Below are 26,901 nucleotides of genomic sequence, written 5' to 3'. Positions count from 1 at the left end.
CCACACAGATGAAATATGCACTTGGTCCTCTCCTTTACTACTGGCCTAAGGAAAAAGTAGAAGCTTTCTACGAGCAAGCAGCTGAAAGCAGCGCTGACATCATTTACCTTGGTGAAACCGTGTGTTCAAAACGCCGTGAAATGAAACTCCGGGATTGGTTACGCATTGCCAATAACCTCAAGGCTGCGGGAAAAGAAGTCTGTTTGTCGTCACTGGCTTTGCTGGAGACACCGTCAGATCTCTTTATGTTAAGGCGGTACTGCGATGAATCAGGCTTTACGGTTGAGGCCAATGATCTCGCAGCGGTCAATCAACTGGAGCAAAACCGGGTTCCCTTTGTGATTGGTCCGGCAATCAACTGCTATAACGCTGAGACCGTCAGACTGTTATTTAAAAAAGGCATGCGGCGTTGGGTGATGCCCGTGGAAATGTCACGTACCTGGTTGAAAGAAATACGCACCTCACCCCTGTTAAGTGATATCAATGGGCAACTGGAGGTGGAGGTTTTCGCCTATGGCCACTTGCCGTTGGCTTACAGCTCACGTTGTTTTACCGCGCGTTCTGAGAATCGCCATAAGGATCAATGTAATCTGTGTTGTATTGAATACCCTAACGGCCGGGTGGTTAATACTCAGGATAATAAAGAAATCTTTGTTCTTAACGGCCTACAGACTCAGTCCGGACTTAAATATAACCTGATAAACGAGCAGGTAACTATGGGGGGGCTGGTTGATATTGTGCGCTTAAGCCCCGAGTCCGAGCAGACTTTGGTGATGCTAGATAGGTTCCGAACTAATGAGGATGGTACTTATCCGATGGCGCTTAATACCGACAAAGAATGCAATGGCTATTGGTTTAAAATCGCCGGTATGGATATATCAAGCTAGGCTAAACAGGGCGACCAAAATAAGGCTTACCAGTAACCAAAAGCCAGAGACAAGCTGCCAAAAACGCAGCTTGCTTTGGCTTTCATTTATTTTCGGATGCTCGTCAAAAAAGGCTGGGTTAGGCTCAAGCAAATCCGCCATTAAATCATCAAGACGTTGATAGCGCTCTTCAAGGTTGATTTTTACGCCTTTCTCTAGCGCCTTGTCGAACCAAAATGGAATCACGGGATTATAGCGGTTGGCGGGAATATAATGGAGGCGATCAAACTCAAAGCGCGAGTTACATTGTTCTATGCGGCTGCCATAGGGGAGTTTACCGGTGAAGGCTTCATAGACTATGGTAGCTAGCGCATAGATATCTCCCTGGATGGTTGAATTTTTACCAAAAAGATACTGCGGATCCGAGTAACTGGCTGTGCCCAGTACCCCATGATGTTGCAGGGGGGTGGCTATTTCAGCAATACCGGCGATGAAAACAGAGCCAAAATCAACGATCTTGGCGCTGCCGTCATGGCTAACCATGATATTCCCGGGTTTTAAGTCCTGGTGAATGGTTTCTTTACCATGAAACGCCTTGAGTCCTTCGGCGATTTGGCTGATCACCGCCATAATTTGCTTTGGGGTGGGCTTGGTTTGCGCCAGCCATTGGTCAAGTGAGCAGCCATCGATGTATTCCATGAGATAATACAAGCAGGTGCGAGGGCGTGGCTGGCAGATCACTTTAACCACGTGTGGACTATCAATGCGCTTGCCAATCCACTCTTCTTGAATAAAACGCTCTATATAGTTGCTGTCGTCACAGTAATTTACCGAGGGGGTTTTCATTACATAGCGGCGCTGGCTTTGCTCGTCACTGACCAAATATATCTGGCTGCGACTTGACGCGAACAATTCTTTATCGATGCGATAGCCATCCAGCTTCATGCCCACTTCTAGCTCAGGTGGGAAGGGTAGTTGCGTGAGCTCTTGATTGTAATCATTGAGGCTTTTATCCGGCAGTAAATCGATACGGACCGCAACCGCACTGAGGTTATCATCACTGTTATGTTCTTTGGCTAAGGTAACCAGGCGTTGCGCAGCGTCATCAAAGGTTACTTTGCTGAGTTCGTGTATCAGCATGGGTTCTGGCACAAAATCATGGACCCCATCCGAGGTTAACAACAAGATGTCGCCTTGCTTCAGTGTGTGTGTCGTAAAGTCGATATGCAGGTTGTTATCCATACCCACGGCACGTGCTAAGGTTGCTTTATCGCCCGTTTGGGCGATGTGATCGCGGCTCAGTTGCTGCAAGTGTTTATCGCGCAGAAGATAAACACGCGAGTCTCCAACATGAAAGAGGTGCAGCGTGTGCGACTTAATGACGATACCACTGAAGGTCGTCAAGAAGCCTTTCAGCTCGGTGTGGTACGCGTGGCTTTTTTTAAAAAGCTGAAGGTTAATCGTGGTCAGTACTTTTTGCACACTGTGTGCCACTGACCAGGTCTCGGGGGTTTGGGAATATTCTTCAATAAAGTGCTTACAAGCATAATGGCTGGCTTCCTTGCCGGCCTCGGCACTACTGACGCCGTCAGCTACACAGGCAATGACGCCCTTGTGAGTCAGGGTATGGCCATCTGGAACATAGGCAGCAATGGCATCTTCGTTAAGAGCCTTAACGCCTTGCTCAGTATGTTGGCTTATGGTGACCTGTAGTTGTGTTAGTGACATTGTGCCTTTCTCATGCCTTCATTGTGTTAAATTGTCGACTTTATAGGAGCCTATTCAACATTGATCAGGTGAACAGTTCCATCAGGCATGGTTTCTGCCATTTGTCCCTTAGGTTCATCTAACATCATCGCGATAAAGAAGCCAAACACTGCCGATGCCGCAATGACCAAGAAGAAGGTGCTGTAGTCAACAAAAGACAAAATGGTCAGGTAGGTGACCCCACCAACATTACCATAAGCCCCTGCCATTCCAGCAATTTGTCCGGTCATCCGGCGTTTAATCAAGGGCACAATAGCAAATACCGCACCCTCACCGGCTTGAACGAAGAACGAACAGGCCATGGTTGCGAGCACCGCTAGTGGAATGGCCCAAGAACTATCAACGGTACTGAGAATGTAGTAACCCAGCGCTAACCCTGCGATCAGGAACATTAAGCTCTTACGGCGACCTAGCTTGTCTGAGAACCAACCTCCGGTCGGGCGTGATACTAAGTTCATAAATGCAAAACCAGAGGCAAGCAGGCCCGCTTTCACCGGATCAAGGCCCTCGAAGGTCTCGATAAAGAATAGCGGTAACATTGATACCACTGCCAACTCTGAACCAAAGGTAATAAAGTAAGAGACATCTAATATAGCGACCTGCTTGAAGCTGTACTTTTCTAGTTCTGGTACGCCGGCTTGAAGGTGTTCCTTGTTGACCTGCCAAATCGCTCTAAATTGAATGAAAAATAGCACGGCTAACACAGCCCACAACATGTACATTGTTTCGCTTGATAACAACTTCACACCCGCAGGTGATAGTTTCCAGCTTAGTACGGCAAGCGCAATGTACATGGGCACGTTCATCAAAATATAAAAGTAGAAATCTTTCCAGCTTGTGACTTCTAAGCCGCCCGCTTTTTTTGGTTTAAAATAAGTGGAGCCTTTAGGAGTGTTCTGAGCAACAAAGAAATAAAACACCCCATACAGACCCGCAATAGTGCCTATGCTTGCTAATGCATAACGCCAGCCGTTATCACCACCGTAAAGCAGTGCGAGTGTGGGCAGCGTCATTGCGGCAGCGGCGGAGCCAAAGTTACCCCAGCCGCCGTAGATGCCTTCGGCGACACCCACTTGCTTTGCAGGGAACCATTCACCGACCATACGAATGCCAATAACAAAGCCTGCGCCAACAAAGCCTAGCAGGAAGCGAAACAGAGCCAGTTGTTCGAAGTTATCCGCAAAGGCAAAGCCAAAGCTAATGAACGAGGAAATGAGCAATAAACTAGAGAAGGTTTTTCGTGGTCCATACTTATCGACTAATATCCCGATGACAATCCGTGCGGGAATAGTCAGGGCCACATTGAGAATTAATAAGGCTTTAATTTGCGCCGAACTTAAGTCCAATGCTTCTTTAATAGAAACCAGCAGCGGGGCATGGGAAAACCACAGCGCAAAGGTCAAAAAGAATGCAAACCAAGTTATATGTAATGTTTTTATTTTAGGGTCGCTAAAATTAAGTAAGTTTATTCCGGTACTCATAATTTACCTCTAAACGGTATTTAACTGACATCAAGTGTGACCGTTACGGGCTTTAGTTATTTGATGTAGGTCAAGATGGAGAGTTTATAAACTTCTTATAAAACATATAGATACCTACAATTAGGTAGTTCGTTTTTGTTTAGTGTTATGAAAAATAAGGTTATTTTTATTTCACGGTGTTTTGTTTGCCGCGGCAGCTATTTGGGGGTAAAGACAAAACCGAGCTGCCTTGCTCAAATAGGCAATATCAGCTGCAAACACTAACCAGGAGAAACTATGAGCTTGTATCAAGCGAATCGTGCTCTGAGCATAGCGACATTGGTCTTTGCTTGTAACTTTGCCGTGTGGGTGGTGTTTGCTGCATTGGGAAACGAACTGCGTCAAGCGTTAGGGTTGAGTGCAACCGAGTTTGGTCTGTTACTGGCGGCGCCATTGATAAGTGGCTCCGTATTGCGTTGGCCCGTAGGTTACTTGCTTGAACGGTTCAGTGCCCGGCGCCTGTGGTTAGTGCAAATGGCGCTACTGCTACCGTCGCTTATTGCACTCGATATGGTGAGCAGTTATGGCGGCTATCTCGCCGTGGGTTTATGGCTTGGCCTCGCAGGTTGCTCCTTTACCATCGGCCTCAGTTATGTGTCTCCGTGGTATGACAGTGCAAAACAAGGTACCGCGATGGGCGTGTTTGGTGCTGGCAACGCGGGGGCGGCCGTTCCCTTGTTACTTTTTCCCTGGCTTTATGATTGGAGTCATGGCCAGTATCTCGGTTGGCTGATGCTGGTTATCATGTTGGTTGTTATGGTGCTCTTTAAATTTGCAGCACCTAAGTTGCCAGAGGCAATGAAGCTGCCCGCTATGGCACCATTAAAACCTTGGCGGGAGCGACGTCTTTGGCTGCACGGCCTGTATTACTACTTTGTGTTTGGCAGTTATCTGGCGCTGATAAACTGGCTGCCTCAGTATTTGATGAATGCCTACGGGCACAGCGACAATACGGCGATGTTGATCACCGCCTTGTTTATTTTGAGCTCTTCAATGATGCGAGCATTGGGCGGCTGGTTTGCCGACTTGTACGGAGCCAAGGCGGTCAATTGGGGCGTGTTTTGGGTATGCTTAGTTTGTCTTTTCTTCCTTAGCTACCCACCAACTTCAATGACTATTCATGGTATCGATAAAGAAGTGAGTTTTCATATCGAGCTGCCATTTATCTTCTTTATTGCCTTGGTATTTATCATGGGTATAGCGCAAGGTTTTGGCCGCACCGCCATCTTTAAAGATATTCGCCAGCATTATCCCCGTCAGCTTCCCAGTGCCAGTGGTTTCGTTGCTGCTATTGGTGCCTTGGGGGGGTCAAGCTTACTCATCCTATTCGGCATTGTCGAAGATCTGGTTGGAATCTACAGTGCCAGCTTTATGTTGCTCTACGGCGTGCTCGCGGCTTGCATGGTCGCCATGTATTTAGCGCAAGCGGGAGAGCTCAAGGCGCAAGCCTATAAGCAAGCCGTACAGGACAACTTTTTAAGGTAGCCGGCATTTGATAACCCCTTGTTAGTAAGGGGTTATCCGTTGCACACTGGGCATTGTTGTTGAGCTGGGTATGAAAACTCGCGACAGTCGCCGCTTAGACCATCAAACATCAACAAGCGACCGACGTAAGGTCGACCTATGCCGATGAGAATTTTGATTGCTTCGAGTGCCTGGTAGGAGCCGATAATCCCTACTAGGGGGGCGATCACTCCCGATTCAACACAGCTCAGGTTTTGTTCGCTGAACCTGTCGCTAAAACATTGATAGCAAGGGGTGCCGGGGGCATAGGTAAAGCTCGTCACTTGACCTTCGAAGCGGATAGCCGCGCCCGATACAAGGGGGGTTCTGCTTTTATAGCATGCGTGATTAATGGCTTGGCGAGTGGCTAGGTTATCGGTGCAATCAAGTACCAAATCATGTTCGGCAATACAGTGTGTAAGTTGTTCTTCGGTTAACTTCTCTGCTATTACATCGACGTGACAGGCACTGTTTTGCTGGGCGACAAAGCGGGCCGCACAGTGCGCCTTGCTCTGACCTACTTCATTTTCGGCGTAAATCACTTGTCGCTGCAGATTGGTGACTTCGATGGTATCGAAATCGACTAACGTCAGAGTGCCAATACCGGCGCTCGCAAGATAGGGAACACAGGCGCTGCCAAGCCCTCCTAAACCAATGACTAACACCTTACTGGCGAGCAGTTTTTCTTGTCCCTCATAGTCGACCTGCGGCAACAAAATATGGCGACAGTAGCGTAATGCCTGTACATCGTTGAGTTCTTGCATCTTGGTTAACCCGGTACCTCTTAACATTCGCTTCTTTATATTATGTACGAGGTAGCGGGGCAATACCTCGCAGTGAGTAGCCGTAAAGCAGAGTCGGTATGTGCCTGAAAATATTGATATTGATCAAGTTAGCTTCGTTGTATGAGCGTAAGGTTCTGTCAGAACCAAAACAGGGGAACTAATGATGAAAGCAAGCTACTGGACGACTTTAAGTATACTAGGGTTACTGACAACACCGATGGCGATGGCTGATGAGGCCGGCGGTATGGTGCAAGCGCTCAAAGCAGGGCAGGGCAGCCTGGATTTGCGTTACCGTTATGAGTTCGTTGATCAAGACGGCAAAGATAAACAGGCCAATGCCTCGACACTCAGAACACGGTTAGGTTATCAATCTGGCGTTTGGCAAGGGTTTCAATTGCTGCTCGAAGTGGATGATGTGACAGCCTTAGGAAATGATAATTACAACAGTACGTTTAATCAGAAGTCGCAATACCCTGTTGTCGCTGATCCTCAAGGAACGGAAATCAACCGTGCACAACTTGCCTTTGCTCACGGAGGCTTTAAGAGCACATTAGGTCGTCAACGTATTATCCGTGGCAACAGCCGATTCATTGGCAATGTTGGCTGGCGTCAAAATGAACAGACCTATGACGCCTTGAGTATGAGCTATCAAGCCAGCGATAACCTGACTACCAGTTATGCCTATATATACAATGTTAATCGTATTTTTGGTCCCGATGGCGCTAAGGCCGACCTCGGTGGCGATTTACACCTTTTAGATGTTAACTATGCGATTAATAAACAGCACAGTGTTCAGGGCTTTTACTATGACTTAGGCTTTGATAAGTCACAGATGGCCAGCCGTACCCTAGGCATTGACTATAACGGCCAATTCGAGCAATTCGCACTTCACCTTGCGTATGCTTATCAAAGTGATGGCAGTGACAACCTTGATGACTTCAGTAATGACTATATTGCCGCTGATGCAAGTTATCAGCTGGATAACATTAAGTTCACTGTCGGTGGGGAGCGTTTAAGCAGTGACAATGGGCTCGCTTTCCAAACGCCTCTGGCAACCCTGCATAAATTTAATGGTTTTGCCGATGTGTTTTTAACGACGCCCGCCGATGGTTTGGAAGATCTCTATGTGACCCTTGCCGGTAAAGTCGCGAACATCAAGCTTAGTGCCAGTTATCATGATTATAGCGCCAGCGAAACAAGCCAAAGCTATGGCAGTGAATTGAATGTGACGGCGGTTAAAGCGCTCGATAAGACCTTTAAAGTGATAGGTAAATTGGCCACCTATGATGAAGATGGATACCAGAGCGATCGCACCAAAGTGTGGTTGATGATTCACGCTCAATTTTAATCCCCAGACCGCCCGTCCTACCCCTAAGGGAGTAGGACGGGCGTATATCCCTACTCATCCAGTTGTATGGTTTATGTCCACGCTCTGCAATACCATGAGAACATAAATTAGAACAACTCCGAAGCCTTAAAAGCCTTAGCCTTTAGGTATGGTTTTTTGGCCGTGACGCGAAGCTGATATTCGCGCACCGGGTTTAAAAAGAAATTTTTAAGCCTCCCGTATTTGGAAAGGTGTTGCACATGCTACAAGACCCACAAGGGCGCACGTTTAGTTACTTGCGCCTATCGATCACTGACCTTTGTAATTACCGTTGTAATTACTGTTTGCCCGATGGCTTTGAATGCGAGGGTAAAGCGCATAGTTTATCCCTTGATAATATTGCGATCTTAGCCGAATCCTTTGCTCGTAACGGTATTCGAAAAATCCGCCTGACCGGTGGAGAACCCGCTTTACGAAGAGATTTAAGTGACATTATTGCTGTTCTTAAGCAAACCCCGGGAATCGAAAAAGTAGCGTTAACAACCAATGGCTATCAGCTCAGTCGTCATCTCTCTGCCTGGCAGCAAGCAGGATTGGATGCCATTAACATTAGCTGCGACAGCCTTGATCCACGTATGCTTAAAGCCATCATCGGCCGCGATGCTTTGGATGACCTGCTTAGTGGTATCGACCAGGCAATAGAGTCGGGGATCGCCAGCGTTAAAGTAAACACCGTGTTGTTGCGCCAGTATAACTATGCGCAACTTGATGAACTTGTTGCCTGGGCCGCAGAGAAGCCGTTAACGTTACGTTTTATTGAGTTGATGCAAACGGCTGATAATGGTGATTACTTTCGTGCCAACCATGTCAGTGCCGAGCATGTTGCTCATCACCTTCACAGCAAAGGCTGGGTGGAAACCCTGCGCGAACGAAGCGCGGGCCCCGCGCGCGAATTTAGCCACCCTAATAAAGTCGGAAAGGTTGGGTTTATTGCCCCTTATAGCAAAGACTTTTGCAAAAGCTGCAATCGTTTGCGCATTTCATCACAAGCTAAACTACACCTGTGCTTATTTGGCGATGCGGGTTATGACCTAAGGCCTTATTTGCATGCCGACAAGCAAGCGTTACTTGATCAACAGGTCGCTGCACTGCTCACCCATAAGCCCGATGCGCATCGTCTGCATGGGGGCAATTCGGGGGCGACCAAACACCTTGCCATGATCGGAGGCTAGCCAGATGAAACACATTGGTATTGTACTGGCGGGGGGACAATCGTCGCGGATGGGCCGTGATAAAGCAGAATTGACGTGGCGCGGCGGCAGCTTATTAAACCACAGTCTAAAAACTCTCGCTCTCAGTCGTGCGCAAGAGTTGTGGGTGAGTCGTAATAAGGGCAAGGGTATTGTCGATGTCTATCCCAAACGAGGCCCTTTAGGCGGTATCCATGCCGTAAGTCGCGAAATACAGGGCAATGCTTGGCTGACAATTATTCCCGTCGATATGCCGTTACTCAACGATCGACTTATCAGTAAATTACAGGCGTACAGTGAAGAACATGGCCGAGCTGTGTGTTATGAACAATGCAATTTACCTTGTGTTATCCCGTTGACTCAAGACACCCGAGATTACCTCAATAAGCAATTGATGACCGGCCAAAACTGTTCCATCAAAGCCCTGCTTAATTATTTACAGGCGGCGCGTCTGCCGCTGCGAAACAAAGAATTTTTAATCAATACCAACACGCCGCAGCAATGGGCGCGGCTCAGCGAGAAGGAAGTAAGTTATGTCGCATTTGGCTGAAAAAGTATTTCAAGCTCTAAATATTGCCGTGCTCACCGTTTCAGATACACGTGATGAGGCAACAGACACCTCTGGGCAGGCATTAGTTGATGGTTTGCTGGAAAGTGGCCACCACCTTGCCGATAAGGCCATTGTGAAGGATGACATCTATCAGATCCGAGCCTGTGTTTCTCAGTGGATTGCCAGCGATGATGTACAGGCTATTTTGGTGACTGGCGGTACCGGATTTACTGCTCGTGATAATACCCCTGAGGCTTTAACGCCGCTATTTGATAAACAAGTGCCAGGCTTTGGTGAGGTCTTTCGCAGTATTTCTGAAAAGCATATTGGTACCTCAACGATTCAATCTCGTGCTGTGGCAGGCATGGCCAATGGCGTTGTTATGTTTGCCATGCCAGGCTCCACCAATGCATGTAAAACAGCCTGGTATGAAGTGATTAAAGAACAATTGGATGCTCGTCATGGCCCCTGTAATTTTGTGCCGCACTTGAAAAAGAGTGCTGTGTTGCAATGCGTAAGTCGGGGGTAGGTAATGCTTACTCATTTAGATGACAAGGGTAAGGCGCAAATGGTCGATGTCAGTGCTAAGCAAGCCACCATTCGCCAAGCTTTTGCGCAGGCGCGGATCAGTATGAGTCGAGAAGCCTTTGATCTTGTTTGCAGTCACGGCCATAAAAAGGGCGATGTTATTCAGGTCGCCCGCATTGCCGGTATACAAGCAACAAAAAAATGTGCCGATTTGATCCCTTTGTGTCACCCACTGGCTCTTACGCAAGTGACTTTAGACTTTGAATTTGAACCCGAGCACGCCAGCATTCGCATCATAGCTTCAGCGAAACTCTGTGGTCAGACCGGGGTGGAAATGGAGGCCTTGACCGGGGCAAGTGTTGCTGCGCTGACTATTTTTGATATGTGTAAGGCCGTTGATCCTGCCATGCGTATTGGTGATCTTTACGTTTTGGAAAAAAGCGGTGGTAAGTCTGGTCATTATCATGTTGAGGAGAAGCTATGATTAGTGTTTTGTTTTTTGGTCGTTTACGTGACCTTTTAAAATGTGAACGCCTTGAATTGCACCATCGGGATTTAACCTGTTTAGCCGATGTTCGCGCTGCGCTGGTACAGCGAGAGCAAAGCTGGGAGGAGTTTTTACAAAGTAAACAGACCTTAGGTGCAGTAAACCAAAGCATGGCCGATGAATACACGCCAGTAAACGATGGTGATGAAGTTGCTTTTTTCCCACCGGTGACCGGGGGATAAAATGATCCGAGTTTGCCAAGAGGACTTTGACGTTGGGGCATTGATAACGGAGTTGCAAAGCCGTGACAGCAGTTGTGGTGCCGTCGTCAGTTTTGTCGGATTAGTGCGTGATATCAATCAAGGTGAGGCCGTTAGCGGCCTCACCTTGGAGCACTATCCGGGAATGACGCAAAAAAGCCTTGAAGCGATTTGCACTCGTGCTAAAGCGCGCTTTGAAGTGCCGCACATTGATGTTGTGCATCGAGTGGGGAGTTTAGCTCTCAATGAACAAATTGTTTTTGTTGGTGTTGCTGCAAGACACCGGGAAAAAGCTTTTTTGGCGTGTGAATATGTGATGGATCATTTGAAAAGTGAAGCGCCTTTTTGGAAAAAGGAGCAGCGCCAAGAGGGAGAGCTTTGGTTGGCGCAAAATGACAAAGATACTTTGGCATTAGCGCGTTGGGGTGAGTCCGAATGAGACTCTGGGCATTGTCTCTGTTAGTCATGATGCCGCTGATGGTAAAGGCTGAAGCGGACCCCGTACGTTTGGCCGTAGCCAGTAACTTTAAGTTACCGCTACAGCAACTTGTTGCTGCATACCAAGCTGAGCATGGCGGTCAGTTTAGTATTTCGAGCGCGTCAACGGGGGTTCTGTACCAGCAAATAAGACGCGGCGCCCCTTTCGATATCTTCTTCGCTGCGGACACTCAGCGACCTGCGCTATTATTGCAACAGGGGTATGCGCGTGATACCCGCCACTATGCCCAGGGGCAATTGGCACTTTATAGTGCACAAAGGCCTATTGCAGAGGTGCTGAATGTCTTACCTGGTGACTGTCGTCTGGCTTATGCGAACCCAAAATTTGCGCCCTATGGCATCGCCGCGCAGAACATACTCGCTGACATGCCGCGTCTCCAAGCGTGTAAGGCCATTATAGCCGCTAATGTCAGCCAGGCTTTTCAGTTTACCGCTTTGAAAAACACCGATGTAGGCTTGGTTGCTTACAGTTTGGTGCTTGCCCAGAAAACACCAAAAACAGCGTATCAACTGCTGCCTCGTCAGCAAGCCTTAGTGCAGTCTCTAGCGTTGTTGGGAGAGCAGCCGAATCCAGCCGCAGAGCAGTTTATCCAGTTCTTAACGACCCCCATTGCTAAGCAGATTTTGCGCCAAACGGGCTATGAACAGGTGGATGACTATGCTCAGTAACCTCGTCTATGACGCGCTCTGGGTGACCGTAAAGTTGGCGACTTTGACGACCTTGATTCTAATGTTAGTCGGCTTGCCTCTTGCTTGGTGGCTCAATGCCAGTCGCAGCATAATGGCCAGGGTTGTCGAGTCTGTGATCACTCTTCCTCTTATTTTACCTCCCACCGTGTTAGGCTTTTATCTGTTGGTGGCCTTTTCTCCTGACTCCTTTATCGGCTCACAATTTAGTGCACTTACGTCGCGACCTTTAGCCTTTTCTTTTACTGGGATCTTATTGGGCTCGTTGTTGTATTCGCTGCCTTTTGTTATCGGTCCACTGCAAAGTGCATTTGCCCAGTTTGATCATCGCTTAAGCGAAATGGGCCGCTCCCTGGGTTATGGTCGCTTGCAAACCTTTATCAGGGTCACCTTACCCGTATGTAAACACGGCATTATGAGCGCGACGCTATTGTGCTTTGCTCACACCGTGGGTGAATTCGGTGTGATTTTGATGATAGGTGGTAACATCCCAGGGGAAACGCAAGTGCTCTCAATCGCGATTTTTGATGCTGTAGAAGCCATGGATTATGACGCGGCTCACCGTATGTCATTGGGTCTCTTTGTATTTGCCATTATTACCCTAACCTTTATTAATATCTTAAAAGGAGGCGGGCAAAAACATGCTGGTCATTAACTGTATGCTCGCTCGGGGGGAGCAACGCCAACGCTATGAGATCAATACGGGGAAGGTGCACAGTGTGGGGATCACCGGCGCGTCAGGTTGCGGAAAAACGTCATTGATACGAATCCTGGCGGGTTTTGAGCCCCGCGCGGTTGGACGTGTGGAAGTGGCAGGACGGTGTTTACAGGACTCACAACAGGGTGTCTTTGTGCCGCCTGAGAACCGCCGGGCTGGGGTGGTCTGTCAGGATTCCTGTTTATTCCCTCATCTTAATGTGCTGAAGAACATATCTTTTGGCAATAAGCAGGCAAACCCGGCTTTGTTGTCAGAGCTAATATCGGTGTTGGAGTTGGAAAATTTATTAACACGCAAGCCGCACCTTCTTTCTGGCGGTGAACAACGGCGTGTTGCCATCGCGCGGGCTATCTATAGTGAGCCCGATTTTTTATTGTTTGATGAGCCGCTGACGGGTATCGACATGCGTTTGAAGAAAAAGATATTGGATTATTTACGCAGGTTGCAACAGGGTGGGGTATCACTGGTTTATGTATCGCATATTAGCGACGAGTTAAACATCTTGTGTGAAACACAAGTGTGCGTTGAACAAACCAGTATTTCAGCGTCCACCTCGGCCTTGCTAGAGTGTGGTATTAGTTAGCATCGCCATAAAAAAAGTACGAACTCACCGCGATGTGTTCGTACTTATCTTTATTGCGTGCGCTTCTTCGCGCAGGTCAGGTGTGCAGCGGGGGAGTTATTCAGACGCTTCCACCCACATCACACCCACTTCTTTTTTCACCACCTTGACCAAGGTGCCAGCACTAAGAGGCTGCCTACTTTTAAGTTTCCAGGTGATACCAGAGTAGACGTAATGGGCTAAGCCCTCATCGTCTACATCTTCTGTTAGCGTAAAGGTTAACTCGGCAAAGTCAGAGTGCACTTCGGTGCTGTCGCGTTGCTCCTGCATGCGCTGAAGTGGTTTCCAGAGCAAGAGGGCTAAGGCTGCAGTGACCAGGGTGTTACTCCACAGTGCCGTGGTTAACGAGCTATCCAGTAATGAAAAGTTCATCATGAGCCCGGTGGCCAACAGCGACAGACCCAATAACAGCAAAATAATGGTCGACATACCCAGCACCGCGACCTCCACGATAAGGGCAAGTACGCCCAAAATCATTAAGGCTTCGGCAAGGTTGTTGGTGATGAACTCCATAATACTCTCCTATACGTTAACTAACTTTTTGTTTGTTATTAAGGGAGTTAATGATGGACATCCCTTGGGCTACCAAAGAGCTCGCATCGGTGCCGCTTTCAGGGAGTAACACCACTGACGATTCGCGGGCGATGGCTTCTTTGGCGGCGATGGCCTTGGTAGCCAGGTCAAGCTGGATGGCTTTTTGACCCTGTTCGGTATCGGCGGCAGCACCGACCTTAAGCAGGGCGTCGGCTTGGGCTTCGGCCACGGCGATAATGGCCTGGGCTTCACCCTCGGCTCTAAGAATTTGCTCGGCCTTTTCCGCTTCAGCGGCCAGTACCTGTGATTGTTTCTTACCTTCGGCGACGTTGATCGCAGCTTGACGATCACCTTCGGATTCTAGGATTTGCGCACGTTTTACACGCTCGGCCTTCATCTGGGCTTCCATCGCTTCCATCACAGAATTTGGCGGCACTATGTCTTTAATTTCATAACGCAGCACCTGAATACCCCAGGGCTCTGAGGCCTGGTTGATTGCCGCGACGATATTGGTATTGAGCAAGTCACGTTCTTCAAAGGTTTTATCCAGCTCCATTTTACCCAGCTCGGAACGCATCGTGGTTTGTGCCAATTGGGTCACGGCGAACACATAGTCATCAACACCATAGGTTGCTTTGTATGGATCAAGCACGCGGAAGTACAGCACGCCGTCTACGATAAGCGAGATATTGTCTTTGGTGATTGCAGACTGTGACGGAACGTCTTGTGCTTGCTCTTTTAGGCTGCGATCGGCGGCGATACGGTCGATAAAAGGAACGATAAAGTTAAGACCGGCTTCTTTGGTGGACTGATACTTACCAAAGCGCTCAATAAGCCAGGCGCGGTTTTGTGGAACGAACTTCACGCTGCTTTTAAGTAGCACAATCACGAAGATCAGTAGAAATGCCTCAACGGTGAATAGCATGTTGAGGATCTGCGAAACGGGGTCCATATTACTCTCCTTAGAAAAGACCGAAATTAGGGCGCTAGCTAGTTGTTGATTAATAAAGCGCCGCTTCAAGCCTACCATTGTGTCCCTAATAGCGCCATAAAAATATAAACTTTACCCTAATAATTAGAGGCTTAAGTCGGTTTTGCGTCATCAGTTAAAATGGCATTAAACGGCCTACTGAGATATTTATATTGGTGTGTACTTACTTTTAATCTTCTTTAATTTTCATCCGCTGCAAGCAGACAATTGGCGTAATAGGTGGTGGTGGCCGGCCAGTCGCTAAAGACGGCGCTCACGCCCACTTCTTGCGCCAGCACATCCAGTACCTGCATTAGCACACCGTCATTGTTTACCGCCTCGGTGATTGACTGATAGTACCATCCGCCGCCACCTTCTAATGGACCTGAGCGCTCCAGTGACCAGGCAATGATCTTTAATCCCGCATTCTTAGCGGCCTTGGCATAGGCCGAGGGCACTATGTTGTTGTCTTTGTCTAAATCAAGCAACATCCAGATTGGCGGCGCGATCATTTCTATACCCTGGTTAGCCAGCTCTTCCATGCTTGGCGACCAGCTTTGTGGCTTGCGATGATCAAAATGTACGCCATTTTCACGGCCATCCAAGTATACCGCCTGACTGGCAAACTCTGGGTGGTGGTTAAGCCAATAAAGCACATCATCGCGGTTAAAAGACTGCGGCCATACCTGGCTTGGCGGCACCTGAGCTTGGCGATATTCCCCGATCATTTTGGCGGCGTAATCCGCTTGCGACATGCCTTTAAACGGCATCTTGACCTTGGGTGCTTTAAGCTCAGGCGTCATTTGCACGCCCAGCTCTTTAAACAAGGCAATGCTTTCTCTATGGGTCATCAGTGTGCCCTGGATGGCATAGAGGTCGGTGCGCCAGTCGGCGGTGCCGCGCAGATAGTCTTCGACGTTCGTGGCGTGCTCGTTGGCGCCATCCATTTTCCCCTTTAAGGTTTTAAACTCCGCCAGGGTGATATCGCTGGTACAGCATTTGGCGCTGGCCGGTTTGAGCGTGGAAGCCGGTGTAAAAGGCTCTGAGCATTTGGCCGCCAACTCGGTTTGCAAAATATTGGTGGTGGTATGCAGGTCGCATTGAGAGTGGCGACAGACCAGCTCCTTGTCGGCGGTAAAGGTGACATCGCATTCGAGTGTACCGGCACCCATGCGTGCCGCAGCCAGGTAGCTTTCGCGGGTATGTTCGGGAAATTGCAGCGGCGCCCCGCGATGACCGATGGAAAACGCATGGGCCTTAAATTCTTTGTCACCACAGGCGAGTAGTTTGTCTTTCAGCGCACTGGGTGCCATGGCATCAACGAGCGCATAGGGGCGGGGGCCGAGCTGAATGTGAGTATCTGCTGCGATAAGTGCTGCTGAGGCGTTAGCCTTTGGTACGACGTACGCCGTTAGCAACAAGGCGAAAGGTGTAGTGATGAATACGACGCGCATGAACTTGTTCCCATCGTAAATAGTCCAGATCATAGTCCTTGACCTTGTTAATTTTATGACACTTCTATCTTAGCCTAAGCCTAGGGAGAGCGTTGTGGCATTCATGTTGAAGATTGATGCCGATTTAGCCACAAAGATGTGTTTGTAGCTGTCTCAATGTTAGCGAACAAAGCTGTTACTCTACCCTTCTTACAAATTTCAACGGCAGTGAATACATGATGGCAAAATTACCCCCATTAAGCGTGCTTGACCTGGCTCCCGTGGTTCAGGGAAGCTCGACCCGCGATGCGTTAATGCGCGCAAAAGAGCTGGCGCAGCATGTTGAACGCCTGGGTTATCAGCGTTTTTGGATGGCAGAGCATCATAATATGCCCGATATCGCCAGCGCAGCCACCTCAACCCTGTTGGCCTACATCGGAGCCCATACCGACAAGATACGCATAGGCTCCGGCGGCGTGATGTTGCCCAACCATGCGCCCATGGTGGTGGCGGAGCAGTTTGGTACGCTGGCGACCTTATTTCCGGATCGCGTTGACCTCGGCATAGGCCGCGCCCCGGGTAGCGATGGTGCCACCACCCATGCACTGCGTCGCGACCCGCGAGCGGCGGAAGATTTAGAGCCGCAAGTCGATGAACTGGCGTATTTCCTTGGGGATGCCAAGCCTGGGCAAAGGGTACGCGCCTATCCCGGAGTCGGCACCCAGGTACCGCTGTGGTTATTGGGCTCAAGCACCTACAGTGCCATGTTGGCGGCGAAAAAGGGGTTGCCCTTTGCATTTGCCTCGCATTTTGCTCCCGATTTTATGATGCGTGCCATTGAATTGTATCGCCAGCAGTTTCAACCGAGCCAACAACTGGCCGAGCCTTATGTCATGGTGGCGGTGAACGTGATAGCCGCCGATAGCAATGAGGAAGCCGAGTTTCTGGCCACCACCGGGCAGCAAAAGTTTGTTAGCATGCTGCGAGGGCAAGAGGGGTTAATACCGCCGCCGACCGAGAACATGGATATGATTTGGACTGCGGCGGAGCGCCAGCAGGTAACCCATATGTTGCGTGAGTCTATCGTTGGCCATCAGGACAAGGTACATGCCGGACTGCGGGGCCTTCAGGCGCGCACCGGCGCCGATGAAATCATGATTAACGCCATCATTCATGATCAACAAGCACGTTTACGCTCCTACGAGCTTATAGCCCAGGGTAACTGAACAATCCCAAGGCCAGGTGAGCATCGCTCACACGCGCTTGAATATCTCCCTGCCAATAATGGCCAATTAAAAACAACTCGTTGATTAATTGGTCATTTTCCCCATAACTCACAATGCAGTTCAGCTAGCTTTTCGGTCCACCCATAAGCCCTTTTAGACATTTTCTATGTTAAAAAAACATTTACTTTGTTGACGTTTTCACAACCTTGCAATACTCTATGAAAGCGCTTACATTCTTAGTGCTTTTTATTTGAGTGTTTTTGTAAGCGCTTACAAATTAGCTGGTTTCAATAAAAACTCCTATATATCAGCTAGATACTAACAAACACATGATGTTAGGGTTCAACGCAATGAACAAAGTAAAAACACACATAACGCAACTAGCCATGGCGCTCTCGGTAGCCGCATTGGCGGGGTGCGGTGGCTCAGCCACAGATACCAAGATAGATACCATTGACCCAAGTGAACCCGTTTCAGATTGGGTCATGGTATGGGAAGATGATTTTAACGGCGATGCGATCGACGAGGGTAAATGGAACTTCGAAGTAGATTGTGCTGGCGGCGGTAACAACGAGAAACAGTGTTACACCGACAGTACAGAAAATGCTTTCGTCGCCGATGGCATTCTGAATATCGTTGCGTTGCCCGCAGAAGAAGGTGCCGCAAAACCCTATACCTCGGCACGTCTTAACACGCGCTATAAAGCAGATTTCAAATATGGTCGTTTTGAAATGCGCGCGAAACTGCCAAGCGGTCAAGGTTCATGGCCTGCATTTTGGATGCTGCCAACCGATGAAGTATACGGTGGCTGGCCACGTTCAGGTGAAATCGATATCGTTGAATCGGTTAACCTGAAAGCACCTACCGATGATGGCGCAGAATCCAATGTCTACGGCACATTGCATTATGGTCGCGAGTGGCCAAACAATGATCAAAGCGGGAAGGCTTTTACCTTCCCTCAAGATTCTAATCCAGCGGATGGTTTCCACACCTATGCAATTGAATGGCAAGAGGGTGAAATTCGTTGGTATGTAGACAATCACCTGTATGCGACTCAGCGCCAGTCTGAGCTGCTTTACAACGCCGATGGAGAGGCGTTAGCGCTGAAACACAGGGGTTGGTATTCAGAGTACTTCGATCAAGTGACCGGTGAGTTGCAAACCCATTGGGATTCAAGCCCATACGATCAAACCTTTTACATGATCTTGAACTTCGCCGTGGGTGGAGATTGGCCGGAGAATGTAAACCAAACGGGTATCGACGCGACTGCGTTCGAAAATGGTCAAACATTCGCAGTAGATTACGTTCGCGTCTATGAATGTGCGCAAGACCCGGATACAGGCAAAGGCTGCGAAACGGTGCGTCCAGGTTACGATGACTTGAACGACGCACTGGTTGAAGGTAAAGCACCTGCACCAACCCCGCCAAGTGATGGCACAGTAACACCCTTAACTATCTTCGACGGTAGCTTCAACCCAGATTGGCCGGCATGGGATTGCTGCGGTGGTTCAACGCCGGGTCTTGTTGCAGATGCCAGCCGGGGTGACGTTGTTGAGTTTACTGTGGGCGCAAGCCCGACGGTGAATGGTTTTATCAGTCGTGATGCCTTTATCACCGATGAAAACGGTGAAGCGGCGCCATTTGATGCCAGTGGCATGCTAGAAGACGGTTATGTGCGTTTTGACATGCAGGTCACTTCGCTGCCAAGCACGCCGGATGCGCCTTGGCTGTTCAAAATTGAAAGCGATGGTGGCGCAACCGCAGTTGAAGTGAATCTAAACACCAGCACCGAAGGCCTTGATCCCGTCGCCGGTGAGTGGCAAACCTACACCTTCCCACTGCAAGCGCTATCGGATGCAGGTTTGAATGTATCGCTTATCGATGTGGTAATGATCTTTCCAGCCTGGGGTCAAGGTGAGGGTGCGGTTTATCGTGTTGATAATGTCGAGATCACCAATGGCGGTGGCTCTCTTCCTTCATTGACGCTTTTCACGGATGAAACCAACACCGATTGGCCGTTGTGGGACTGCTGTGGTGGTTCAACGCCGGTTGAAGTGGTCGATGATGAGGCCCATGGGGTCACGGCCGAATTCTCTATTGGCGCCAGTCCTACTGTTATGGGCTTTATCAACCGCACCGAATTTGGCGGCAGCGGAACACAATTCGATGCAACACCGCTTGTGGACGAGGGTATGTTGCAGTTCGAAATGAAAGTCACGTCGCTGTCAACGACGCCAGATGCTCCCTGGTTGCTTAAACTGGAATCAAATAACGGTGAAACAGCGGTTGAAGTGAACCTTAATACCAGTATTGAAGGTGCGGATCCTGTTGCGGGTGAATGGCAAACATACACCTTCCCGATTAATACCTTGTTGCAAGCCGGCTTAGATGTAAGCGCCATTGATGTGGTGATGATCTTCCCAGCCTGGGGTCAAGGTGAGGGAGCCATTTACCGTGTGGATAACGCCCGTATTTACGCACCCGAGCCGCAAACCGACCTGACCTTGTTTGCCGATAATGTGGCCGAGCAATGGAGTATTTGGGACTGTTGTGCCGGCAGTACGCCAACCGTGGAGACGGACGACGAAGCACATGGTGCTGTCGCCGAGTTCCAAATTGGTGCCACGCCAACTGTCATGGGTTTCCTCGCTGCCGATGGTGTGTCTTTTGATGCATCGCACATGTTGTCCGCAGGTGTGATACGTTTTGAGATGAAGATCGTATCAAACGCAAGTAACCCAGATGCGCAGTGGTTGTTCAAAATCGAATCCAATGATGCCGGTCAAGCGGTAGAGCTACCATTGAGCGCAAGCCAAGAAGGTGTCGAGCCGGTAGCGGGTGAGTGGCAAACCTATACCTTTACGCTCGCGGATTTACTGAGCGCAGGTCTTGATATCAGTGCAATCGACGTTGTCATGGTGTTCCCTTCATGGGGCATGGGTGAAGGTGCGGTGTACCGCATCGATAACGCAGTGATTGCGAACCCTTAAGCAAGGGTGACAACAGGCCATGGGTGCCGATGAGCGGCACCCTCATTACATGACATTAAATTGCAAAAGCAGGTAATCATGAGAAGCACACAATTTATAAAAACACCGCTTGCAGCGTCGGTAGCGATGATCCTGACTGCGGGAATGGGCAGCATCTCAAATGCACAGGCGTTTGAAGAACAGCAAAGTACCGAAGATAAAATCGAAGTCATCGAAGTCAAAGGAATTCTTGGCAGTATGATCCGTGCAATGGATATGAAGCGTCAGGCAACCGGCGTGGTGGATGCCATCTCTGCGGAAGAAATGGGTAAGTTCCCGGACACCAACCTAGCCGAGTCTTTGCAGCGTATCACCGGGGTATCGGTAAGTCGCTCAAATGGTGAAGGCAGTGAAATCACCGTTCGTGGTTTTGGTCCCGAGTTTAACCTGATCACCCTCAACGGCCGCCAAATGCCGGGCACGGGTTATACCCGTTCATTTGCATTGGAAAATATCGCAGCGGACGGTATCAGTGCCCTTGAGGTGGCCAAATCTGGGCAGGCCGATGTGCCAAGTGGTGGTTTGGGAGCAACGGTTAATATCATAACAACGCGTCCATTGCAGCGCCCAGGCGAGCAGTTCAGCTCGTCCCTTAAGGCCAATCACGATACTTCCAACGAAGAGGGCGACGATGTAACCCCTGAATTCTCGGCGATGTACAGCAACACCTATGCGGATAATTCGCTGGGTTTTGCCGTGTCGTTTTCACACCAGGAGCGTGATTTTCAACAGCAGGCAGCCAATATTCAAGGCTGGCAAGCGAATGTTGATTTACCAACACTCGCAGAAGGTGAGTTCATCGATCCACGCGCGGTAGACGGCGAAGGCAACCGCATCGGGAACCACTTCTTCCCAAAAGACATGAACTACAGCATTGCCAATGTTGAACGTGAACGAACTAACGGCCAGGTCACACTGCAATACTCACCGGTTGATAGCTTGGTTGCGACGCTCGATTACACGGCAAGCAGAGCAATCACCGGAACTAACACGGTTGGTTGGGGTATTTGGAACGAGTTCGGTGGCAATATCAACAGCTATGAACTGGATGAAAACGGTACCGCCTTGTATGCCGATATCAGCGGTAACGACGGTTCATTCACCGCCAGCCGTAACACCACAGAAGTGGAAGCGCGCTCAATTGGTCTCAACCTTGAGTGGCAAGTTAACGACCAGTGGCAGGTTGAATTTGACTACCACGACTCAAAAAATGAAACCGACAATGGTGCCGACGATGGTTTAGGAGCTGATGGCCAGATCATTCTGGGCTCTGATCAACTACGCAGTAAAGTGTACGACTACCGCAGCGGTGAAATTCCGCATGCTTACGTTAATTGGAACAATGGCACGACCGTGCTTAACCCCAGCGAGATAGACTCAAACTTCAGTCAGTTTATCTATTCACCAGGTGAGTCCAAGGTTGAGCAAGCTCAACTGCACGCCGATTGGTTAAACGACAGCTTTGAAATTCCGTTGGTGAAAGTGAAGTTTGGTGCCGCTCATACCAAACAAACCATGGGTGGTTTCACCGCCTGGAGTGGTCTGCGTGGCGGCCCTGGCTTTAACCCGTCCTTCACCGAAATCTTCCCGGACGGCATGTTCACCTACAACGAAACCGGTGATCTGCTGGATGAATTCGCGGGTGGCGGCAGTGCCTTGCAGCCAAACTATTACTACACCTTCAGCTTTGAAGAAGCCTTGGCGCGCCAGCTGGCGTTTTTAACCGAAGACCTTCTAGGTGATAACTACTACTCCATTGACCCCTTCTTCGATGGCATCGACAGTGAGAGTGAAGTGGAAGAGAAAACGCAAAGTTTTTACGTCAATACCCTGTGGGAATTTGATGTTGCCGATTACTTTGTGCAAATCAACGCGGGCTTACGCTATGAGGAAACAGACGTCACCAGCACCGTTCGTCAGCGCGTTGAACAGCAGGTTAACTGGGTCAGTGCGTCTGAGTGGATCATGCAATACGAAGCCGGTGGCAGCGACAACTTCTACACCGAAGAGGGTAATTATGACATCTGGTTGCCCAATATTGATGTCAAAGTTGAGCTAACAGATGAGGTGGTTGCCCGTGCGTCTTGGGGCAAAACCATGGCCCGTGCGCCCTTGGGTGACTTGGCGGGTGGACGCAGCCTGACGGGCAGTCCAAAACCAGGTTCACGTACTGGCGCTCAAGGTAACACCAACCTCTTGCCATTTGAGTCAACAAACCTCGATTTGTCGCTTGAGTATTACTACGGCGAAGGTAGTTACGCCTCTGTTGGTTACTTCAAAAAAGACGTGGATAACTTTATTCAAAGACAGATCACCGAAACCACCATTGATGGTCTGTATGACATCCTCAATGGCCCGCGCTATCAAGAGGCTGTTACAGCCCTGGAAGCGCGCGGTGAGCAAGCAACGAGCGATGCTATTTTCAATGAATTACTGGCGCTTGGTTACGGTAATGCAGATGGTGCCATTGAGCCCAACAGCTCGGATCCCTTAATGGTGTGGAATATCACCCAACCACAGAATAGCGACAGCAAGTCAGTTGATGGTTTTGAGCTTGCCCTACAGCATGTGTTTGGTGAGACGGGGTTCGGCCTGGGTGTGAACGCAACCTTTGTTGATGGTGACGTTGAGTTTGATGTTGACAGCCTGACGCAACAAGCGCCGCTTTATGGTTTAAGTGACTCTGCTAACCTGCAGGCTTTTTATGATAAGAATGGCTTGTCGGTCAAAGTGACATACGCATGGCGTGACTCGTACTTGATTGGTGTGGGTCAGTCACAAGGCTCAGCGGATGCACCTCCTCAGTTTGGTGATACCTACGGCCAGTGGGACTTGAGCGTGAATTATGACATCAACGAGCAAGTCACCGTGTTCTTCGAAGGCATTAACCTCAATAACGAAACAGAGCGAGGCTATGGTCGTTATGAAGAGCAGTTCTTATTTGCTCGTCAGTATGGCCCACGTTACAGCATTGGTGCGCGTTATAGCTTCTAAGCGCTATACTGCCCAACGATGAGAGAACCAAAGCCGCTCAATTGAGCGGCTTTTTTGGCTGGCGCAATTCACACGGATTCATCCTCAAAAATCTCTTCAATTTGCAGCTCAAACAGCCGCGCGCATTTAAAGGCCAGGGGTAGGCTTGGATCAAACTTGCCTTTTTCTATGGCGTTTACGGTTTGCCGGGAGACACCCAGGGCATTCGCTAGGTCGGCCTGAGTCCAATTGCGCTCGGCACGCAGTACCTTTAAGCGATTTTTCATCTGTATCTCCACATGCCGATAATAATGGCGGCTATGTAGGCCAGGGCCATAATAACGATTAACACGCTAATATCCGCCTCCTGCTGGATCACCCCAAAACTCGATAAGTAACTGTAACTGCTGCCCGCGACTATGCCGGTGCCTGCGGTGATCGCCGCTGCTTCAATTTGTACCTTCTGCTGCAGCTCGTCGAGGGCCTTCAGGTGTTTGATGTAGGCGCGGATCATCTGCACCCCAAGGAGCAGGTTGATCACTATGGCAATCAGCGACAGGGTGATGTTATCTGTCCATAACAATTGGTGACCCAGGGTCGCCAGTGCCGCCGAGCCAACCCAGGCTCCCGTCCATATTGCCAGTTTCTTGGTGGTGTTGATCACCGCTGGTCTAGAATCAAGTTGCTCACAGGTCATAAGTCTAACTCCTTTGTCTAAAAGTCATGTTTGCTTTACATTTAGGTTAGGCTTGGATTGTTTTTATGTCAAGGGTGTTTTACAAAAAGTCATCAATAGATGTCTTTGGAAGGGACCGTATTGGCGATAAAAAAGGGTAATTGTTGCCAATTACCCCTTGGGTGTCGTTGCACTAATCTGCGCTAACTTACCGAGGTATCCAGCTCGGCCTCAACCGCATCGGCCTTATGAAAGGCGGGGTGTGTGGCCAGTTGCTCGCTATAGCGTTGAAGGTTGGCGTATTGCTCAATTAAGCCAAACTTTTGCAGCATCTCAACGATAAAAGACATCATGATATCGGCGCCGGTCAAGCGCTCTTCCACCAGGTAGGTTTTGCCTGCCAGGCTGGCGTCAAAGTAACTCATCACCTTATGGGTTTCGATATCCGCATAGCCGTCGAGAAAATTCATCTTGGCACCGTCTTTATTGACAAACATCTTAAGCAACAGGGGTAAAATCGCTGAGCTTTCGGCAAAATGCAGCCACTGCTGGTATTGTGTATAAGCCTGAGAGCCACGCGCTGGTGCCAGCTTTTGGGCGCCATATTTGTCAATCAGGTAGTCGGTAATGGCACCGGACTCGGTGATCACCTGCCCCTCATCTTCAATCACCGGCGATTTGCCCAGCGGATGGATGCTTTTTAGCTCTGGTGGGGCCAAAAATGTCACGCTATCGCGCTGATAGGGCACAACCTCATACGCCAACCCAAGCTCTTCGAGCAACCAGATAATGCGTTTAGAGCGAGACTGGTTAAGGTGATGTAGTTTAATCATATTTTCTTCCTTATTGCGCAATATTAAAGAGGATCGTTAACTTTAATGACCAGCTTGCCGAAGTTTTTCCCTTCAAGTAAGCCCATAAAAGCCTCGGGTGCATTGTCCAGCCCGGTCACGATCTGCTCCTTATACTGGATGTGGCCTTGCGCCAGCCATTGGCTCATATCATTCGCAAATTCATCGTAGCGATGGCCGTAGTCATCAAAGATAATAAAGCCCTGCATCTTGATGCGTTTGATCAGCAGTTGCCCCATCAATAATGACAGGCGATCCTGGCCTTGTGGCAGCTCGGTGGCATTGTATTGAGAGACCAAACCGCACAGTGGCACGCGGGCGCCGGTGTTCAGCAGCGGCATTACCGCATCGAATACCTTGCCGCCAACGTTTTCGAAGTAGATGTCGATGCCCTGGTCGCAGGTTGCTGCCAGTTGCTCGGCAAAATCGTCGGCATAGTGATCGAGACATTTATCAAAACCCAATACCTCTTCGGCATAACGGCATTTTTCCGCGCCGCCGGCAACGCCGATAACGCGACAACCCTTAAGCTTGCCGATTTGCCCTACGGTGGCGCCCACCGGGCCGGTTGCTGCGGCCACGACTAAGGTGTCACCGGCTTTAGGTTGACCTATATCCAACAGCCCCATATAAGCGGTAAAGCCGGGCATGCCCATAACGCCTAAGGCGTAAGAAGGGTGAGCGGGGTTTTTACCCAGTTTGATCAGATCCTTGCCATCGGAGATGCCATAGTCCTGCCAGCCGGTGTAGGCCAGCACCCATTCACCCGGTTCAAAGTCGCTGTTGTGTGATTGCTCAACCTGACAGACGGTACCGCCGACCATAACGTCATTGACGGCCACCGGCTCGGCGTAAGATTCGGCGTCGCTCATGCGCCCACGCATATAAGGGTCGAGTGATAAATACACGCTGCGCAGCAGAATTTCGCCTGCTTGCGGCTCGGGTTTAGCACTTGTTTCTAAGCGAAAGTTAGCCGCCGTCGGGGCGCCATGGGGACGTGATGCCAATACGATGCGGCGGTTTTGGGTTGAAGCTGACATAGGTATTCTCCTAAAAGTAATTTTTGATTAGACCGGTCGTCTATTGTTCGTTGCAAAAAAACCGCCAAACACATGGCGGTGTAATTTCATTGCAGGGCTAGTTACCCTGCAATAGCTGTTTGGTGTTTTCCAGGCACTGTTTTAGCCCGGCTTGGTCCTGATATAGCTTGTTCAACAAGCTGGCACCAATCCATAGAAAATAGATTTGCTGTGCACTTTGCTTGGCATTGGTGGCCTTAATTGAGCCATCGGCCACGCCGCGTTCAATGCATTGGGCTATGGTATCAACGATTCTATCGGCACCGTTTTTCAAGGCTACACGCATGGGTTCGGACAGATCCGATACCTCCGCACCTAGTTTAACGATCAGGCATTTATTGGCATTGCAACTGCCCTTATCCTGAGCCAGCCACAGCTCAAAATACTGGATCAGTGCCTGATAGCCGCTGAGCGCCGGGTTGCCAAGCAGCGCGGTGATGGCTTCGAGGTATTGGCTAAAATAATCCTGGATCAGCGCCTCGCCAAAATGCTCCTTCGACTTAAAGTAGTGATAGAAAGAGCCCTTGGGCACATTGGCGGTTTTTAACAGCTCTGAAAGGCCAACGGACGTAAAGCCCTTGCTGACGATAAGCTCGTAGCCGACCTTTAAAATATGCTGGCGTGTGTCATTGGTTTTTGCGTTCATGGCGTGCATCATAAACTCGATTAGACCAGTCGTCTAGTGCTTTTGTTGAAGCGCGTATTTAAAAAGGTGTGGAGCGGCGTCTCGATAACATTTTGATACTACTTTTTCATCATAAA

The 26,901-nt window shown here is 49.4% G+C and carries 26 protein-coding genes and 1 riboswitch; of the genes, 15 read left to right on the top strand and 11 right to left on the bottom strand.

Annotated features, from left to right (window positions below; translation table 11 throughout):
• Nucleotides 1–8 precede the first annotated feature (8 nt).
• Nucleotides 9–887, top strand: a complete 879-nt coding sequence (locus KD147_RS09755; RefSeq protein ID WP_105188824.1) for a U32 family peptidase — start codon at nt 9–11, stop codon at nt 885–887.
• On the opposite strand, the gene KD147_RS09750 is transcribed toward KD147_RS09755, so the two are convergent.
• Nucleotides 879–2,594 (bottom strand): bifunctional protein-serine/threonine kinase/phosphatase, encoded by a 1,716-nt coding sequence (locus KD147_RS09750; protein WP_105188823.1) that lies wholly within the window; start codon nt 2,592–2,594, stop codon nt 879–881. The two genes, KD147_RS09755 and KD147_RS09750, sit on opposite strands and share 9 nt — an antisense overlap.
• Nucleotides 2,595–2,644: 50 nt before the next feature.
• Nucleotides 2,645–4,114, bottom strand: coding sequence for a NarK family nitrate/nitrite MFS transporter (locus KD147_RS09745; protein ID WP_105188822.1), 1,470 nt, complete (start codon nt 4,112–4,114; stop codon nt 2,645–2,647).
• 276 nt (nt 4,115–4,390) lie between these two features.
• Between KD147_RS09745 and KD147_RS09740 the strand changes: the two genes are divergently transcribed.
• Nucleotides 4,391–5,638, top strand: coding sequence for an MFS transporter (locus KD147_RS09740; protein ID WP_212547691.1), 1,248 nt, complete (start codon nt 4,391–4,393; stop codon nt 5,636–5,638).
• Nucleotides 5,639–5,670: 32 nt separating this feature from the next.
• Here the strand turns inward: KD147_RS09740 and moeB are convergent, their stop codons facing one another.
• Nucleotides 5,671–6,447, bottom strand: a complete 777-nt coding sequence (moeB, locus tag KD147_RS09735) for a molybdopterin-synthase adenylyltransferase MoeB (RefSeq protein ID WP_249319101.1) — start codon at nt 6,445–6,447, stop codon at nt 5,671–5,673.
• Nucleotides 6,448–6,601: 154 nt separating this feature from the next.
• On the opposite strand from moeB, the gene KD147_RS09730 reads away from it, so the two are divergent.
• The 10 genes from KD147_RS09730 (at nt 6,602) to KD147_RS09685 (ending at nt 13,329) form a co-directional block, all read left to right on the top strand.
• Complete coding sequence (locus KD147_RS09730; RefSeq protein WP_212547690.1) at nt 6,602–7,789, top strand: hypothetical protein; 1,188 nt, start codon at nt 6,602–6,604, stop codon at nt 7,787–7,789.
• 104 nt (nt 7,790–7,893) lie between these two features.
• Nucleotides 7,894–8,038: riboswitch (molybdenum cofactor riboswitch) on the top strand.
• The gene (gene moaA / locus KD147_RS09725) at nt 8,029–9,000 is read left to right on the top strand and encodes a GTP 3',8-cyclase MoaA (RefSeq protein ID WP_105188819.1); all 972 of its coding nucleotides are present in this window, start codon (nt 8,029–8,031) and stop codon (nt 8,998–9,000) included. (Overlaps the previous riboswitch by 10 nt.)
• A 4-nt stretch (nt 9,001–9,004) precedes the next feature.
• The gene (gene mobA / locus KD147_RS09720; RefSeq protein WP_212547689.1) at nt 9,005–9,568 is read left to right on the top strand and encodes a molybdenum cofactor guanylyltransferase; all 564 of its coding nucleotides are present in this window, start codon (nt 9,005–9,007) and stop codon (nt 9,566–9,568) included.
• The gene (gene moaB / locus KD147_RS09715; protein ID WP_105188817.1) at nt 9,552–10,097 is read left to right on the top strand and encodes a molybdenum cofactor biosynthesis protein B; all 546 of its coding nucleotides are present in this window, start codon (nt 9,552–9,554) and stop codon (nt 10,095–10,097) included. Before mobA ends, moaB begins: the two co-directional genes overlap by 17 nt.
• A 3-nt stretch (nt 10,098–10,100) precedes the next feature.
• A complete protein-coding gene (gene moaC, locus KD147_RS09710) occupies nt 10,101–10,580 on the top strand; it encodes a cyclic pyranopterin monophosphate synthase MoaC (RefSeq protein WP_105188816.1) in 480 nt (159 codons plus the stop codon).
• Nucleotides 10,577–10,825: a MoaD/ThiS family protein gene (locus tag KD147_RS09705; protein WP_105188815.1), complete on the top strand. Its 249-nt coding sequence runs from the start codon at nt 10,577–10,579 to the stop codon at nt 10,823–10,825. The genes moaC and KD147_RS09705 overlap by 4 nt, the downstream gene beginning before the upstream one ends.
• 1 nt (nt 10,826) lies before the next feature.
• A complete protein-coding gene (locus tag KD147_RS09700) occupies nt 10,827–11,282 on the top strand; it encodes a molybdenum cofactor biosynthesis protein MoaE (RefSeq protein ID WP_105188814.1) in 456 nt (151 codons plus the stop codon).
• The gene (gene modA, locus KD147_RS09695; protein WP_212547688.1) at nt 11,279–12,010 is read left to right on the top strand and encodes a molybdate ABC transporter substrate-binding protein; all 732 of its coding nucleotides are present in this window, start codon (nt 11,279–11,281) and stop codon (nt 12,008–12,010) included. The genes KD147_RS09700 and modA overlap by 4 nt, the downstream gene beginning before the upstream one ends.
• Entirely contained in the window at nt 12,000–12,683 is a 684-nt protein-coding gene (modB, locus tag KD147_RS09690) for a molybdate ABC transporter permease subunit (protein ID WP_199883022.1), read from the top strand. The genes modA and modB overlap by 11 nt, the downstream gene beginning before the upstream one ends.
• Complete coding sequence (locus tag KD147_RS09685) at nt 12,670–13,329, top strand: ATP-binding cassette domain-containing protein (RefSeq protein WP_212547687.1); 660 nt, start codon at nt 12,670–12,672, stop codon at nt 13,327–13,329. The genes modB and KD147_RS09685 overlap by 14 nt, the downstream gene beginning before the upstream one ends.
• A gap of 96 nt (nt 13,330–13,425) precedes the next feature.
• On the opposite strand, the gene KD147_RS09680 is transcribed toward KD147_RS09685, so the two are convergent.
• The 3 genes from KD147_RS09680 to KD147_RS09670 form a co-directional block, all read right to left on the bottom strand.
• Nucleotides 13,426–13,881, bottom strand: a complete 456-nt coding sequence (locus KD147_RS09680) for an NfeD family protein (RefSeq protein ID WP_105254333.1) — start codon at nt 13,879–13,881, stop codon at nt 13,426–13,428.
• A gap of 16 nt (nt 13,882–13,897) precedes the next feature.
• Nucleotides 13,898–14,854, bottom strand: coding sequence for an SPFH domain-containing protein (locus KD147_RS09675; protein ID WP_105254702.1), 957 nt, complete (start codon nt 14,852–14,854; stop codon nt 13,898–13,900).
• A gap of 218 nt (nt 14,855–15,072) precedes the next feature.
• Complete coding sequence (locus KD147_RS09670; protein WP_249319099.1) at nt 15,073–16,326, bottom strand: glycerophosphodiester phosphodiesterase family protein; 1,254 nt, start codon at nt 16,324–16,326, stop codon at nt 15,073–15,075.
• Between the two features lie 215 nt (nt 16,327–16,541).
• On the opposite strand from KD147_RS09670, the gene KD147_RS09665 reads away from it, so the two are divergent.
• The 3 genes from KD147_RS09665 (at nt 16,542) to KD147_RS09655 (ending at nt 23,554) form a co-directional block, all read left to right on the top strand.
• A complete protein-coding gene (locus KD147_RS09665) occupies nt 16,542–17,531 on the top strand; it encodes an LLM class flavin-dependent oxidoreductase (protein WP_249319097.1) in 990 nt (329 codons plus the stop codon).
• Nucleotides 17,532–17,881: 350 nt separating this feature from the next.
• Nucleotides 17,882–20,521, top strand: a complete 2,640-nt coding sequence (locus tag KD147_RS09660; RefSeq protein ID WP_212547685.1) for a glycoside hydrolase family 16 protein — start codon at nt 17,882–17,884, stop codon at nt 20,519–20,521.
• Nucleotides 20,522–20,599: 78 nt separating this feature from the next.
• The gene (locus tag KD147_RS09655) at nt 20,600–23,554 is read left to right on the top strand and encodes a TonB-dependent receptor (protein ID WP_212547684.1); all 2,955 of its coding nucleotides are present in this window, start codon (nt 20,600–20,602) and stop codon (nt 23,552–23,554) included.
• 68 nt (nt 23,555–23,622) lie between these two features.
• On the opposite strand, the gene KD147_RS09650 is transcribed toward KD147_RS09655, so the two are convergent.
• The 5 genes from KD147_RS09650 to KD147_RS09630 all read right to left on the bottom strand — a co-directional run bounded on the left by KD147_RS09650 (nt 23,623) and on the right by KD147_RS09630 (nt 26,785).
• On the bottom strand, nt 23,623–23,820 hold the full coding sequence (locus KD147_RS09650) for a helix-turn-helix transcriptional regulator (RefSeq protein ID WP_105254336.1): 198 nt from the start codon (nt 23,818–23,820) through the stop codon (nt 23,623–23,625).
• A complete protein-coding gene (locus tag KD147_RS09645; protein ID WP_105254337.1) occupies nt 23,817–24,230 on the bottom strand; it encodes a hypothetical protein in 414 nt (137 codons plus the stop codon). The genes KD147_RS09650 and KD147_RS09645 overlap by 4 nt, the downstream gene beginning before the upstream one ends.
• Nucleotides 24,231–24,412: 182 nt before the next feature.
• Complete coding sequence (locus tag KD147_RS09640; protein ID WP_105254338.1) at nt 24,413–25,042, bottom strand: glutathione S-transferase family protein; 630 nt, start codon at nt 25,040–25,042, stop codon at nt 24,413–24,415.
• 23 nt (nt 25,043–25,065) lie between these two features.
• Nucleotides 25,066–26,100, bottom strand: a complete 1,035-nt coding sequence (curA, locus tag KD147_RS09635) for an NADPH-dependent curcumin/dihydrocurcumin reductase (protein WP_105254339.1) — start codon at nt 26,098–26,100, stop codon at nt 25,066–25,068.
• 97 nt (nt 26,101–26,197) lie between these two features.
• Nucleotides 26,198–26,785: a TetR/AcrR family transcriptional regulator gene (locus KD147_RS09630; protein ID WP_105254704.1), complete on the bottom strand. Its 588-nt coding sequence runs from the start codon at nt 26,783–26,785 to the stop codon at nt 26,198–26,200.
• Nucleotides 26,786–26,901 lie beyond the last annotated feature (116 nt).

Source organism: Pseudoalteromonas sp. BDTF-M6, from assembly GCF_018334135.1.
Classification (GTDB): Bacteria; Pseudomonadota; Gammaproteobacteria; order Enterobacterales; family Alteromonadaceae; genus Pseudoalteromonas.
Note: the sequence above shows the minus strand (reverse complement) of the source record. Positions and strands in the feature narration are given on the sequence as shown.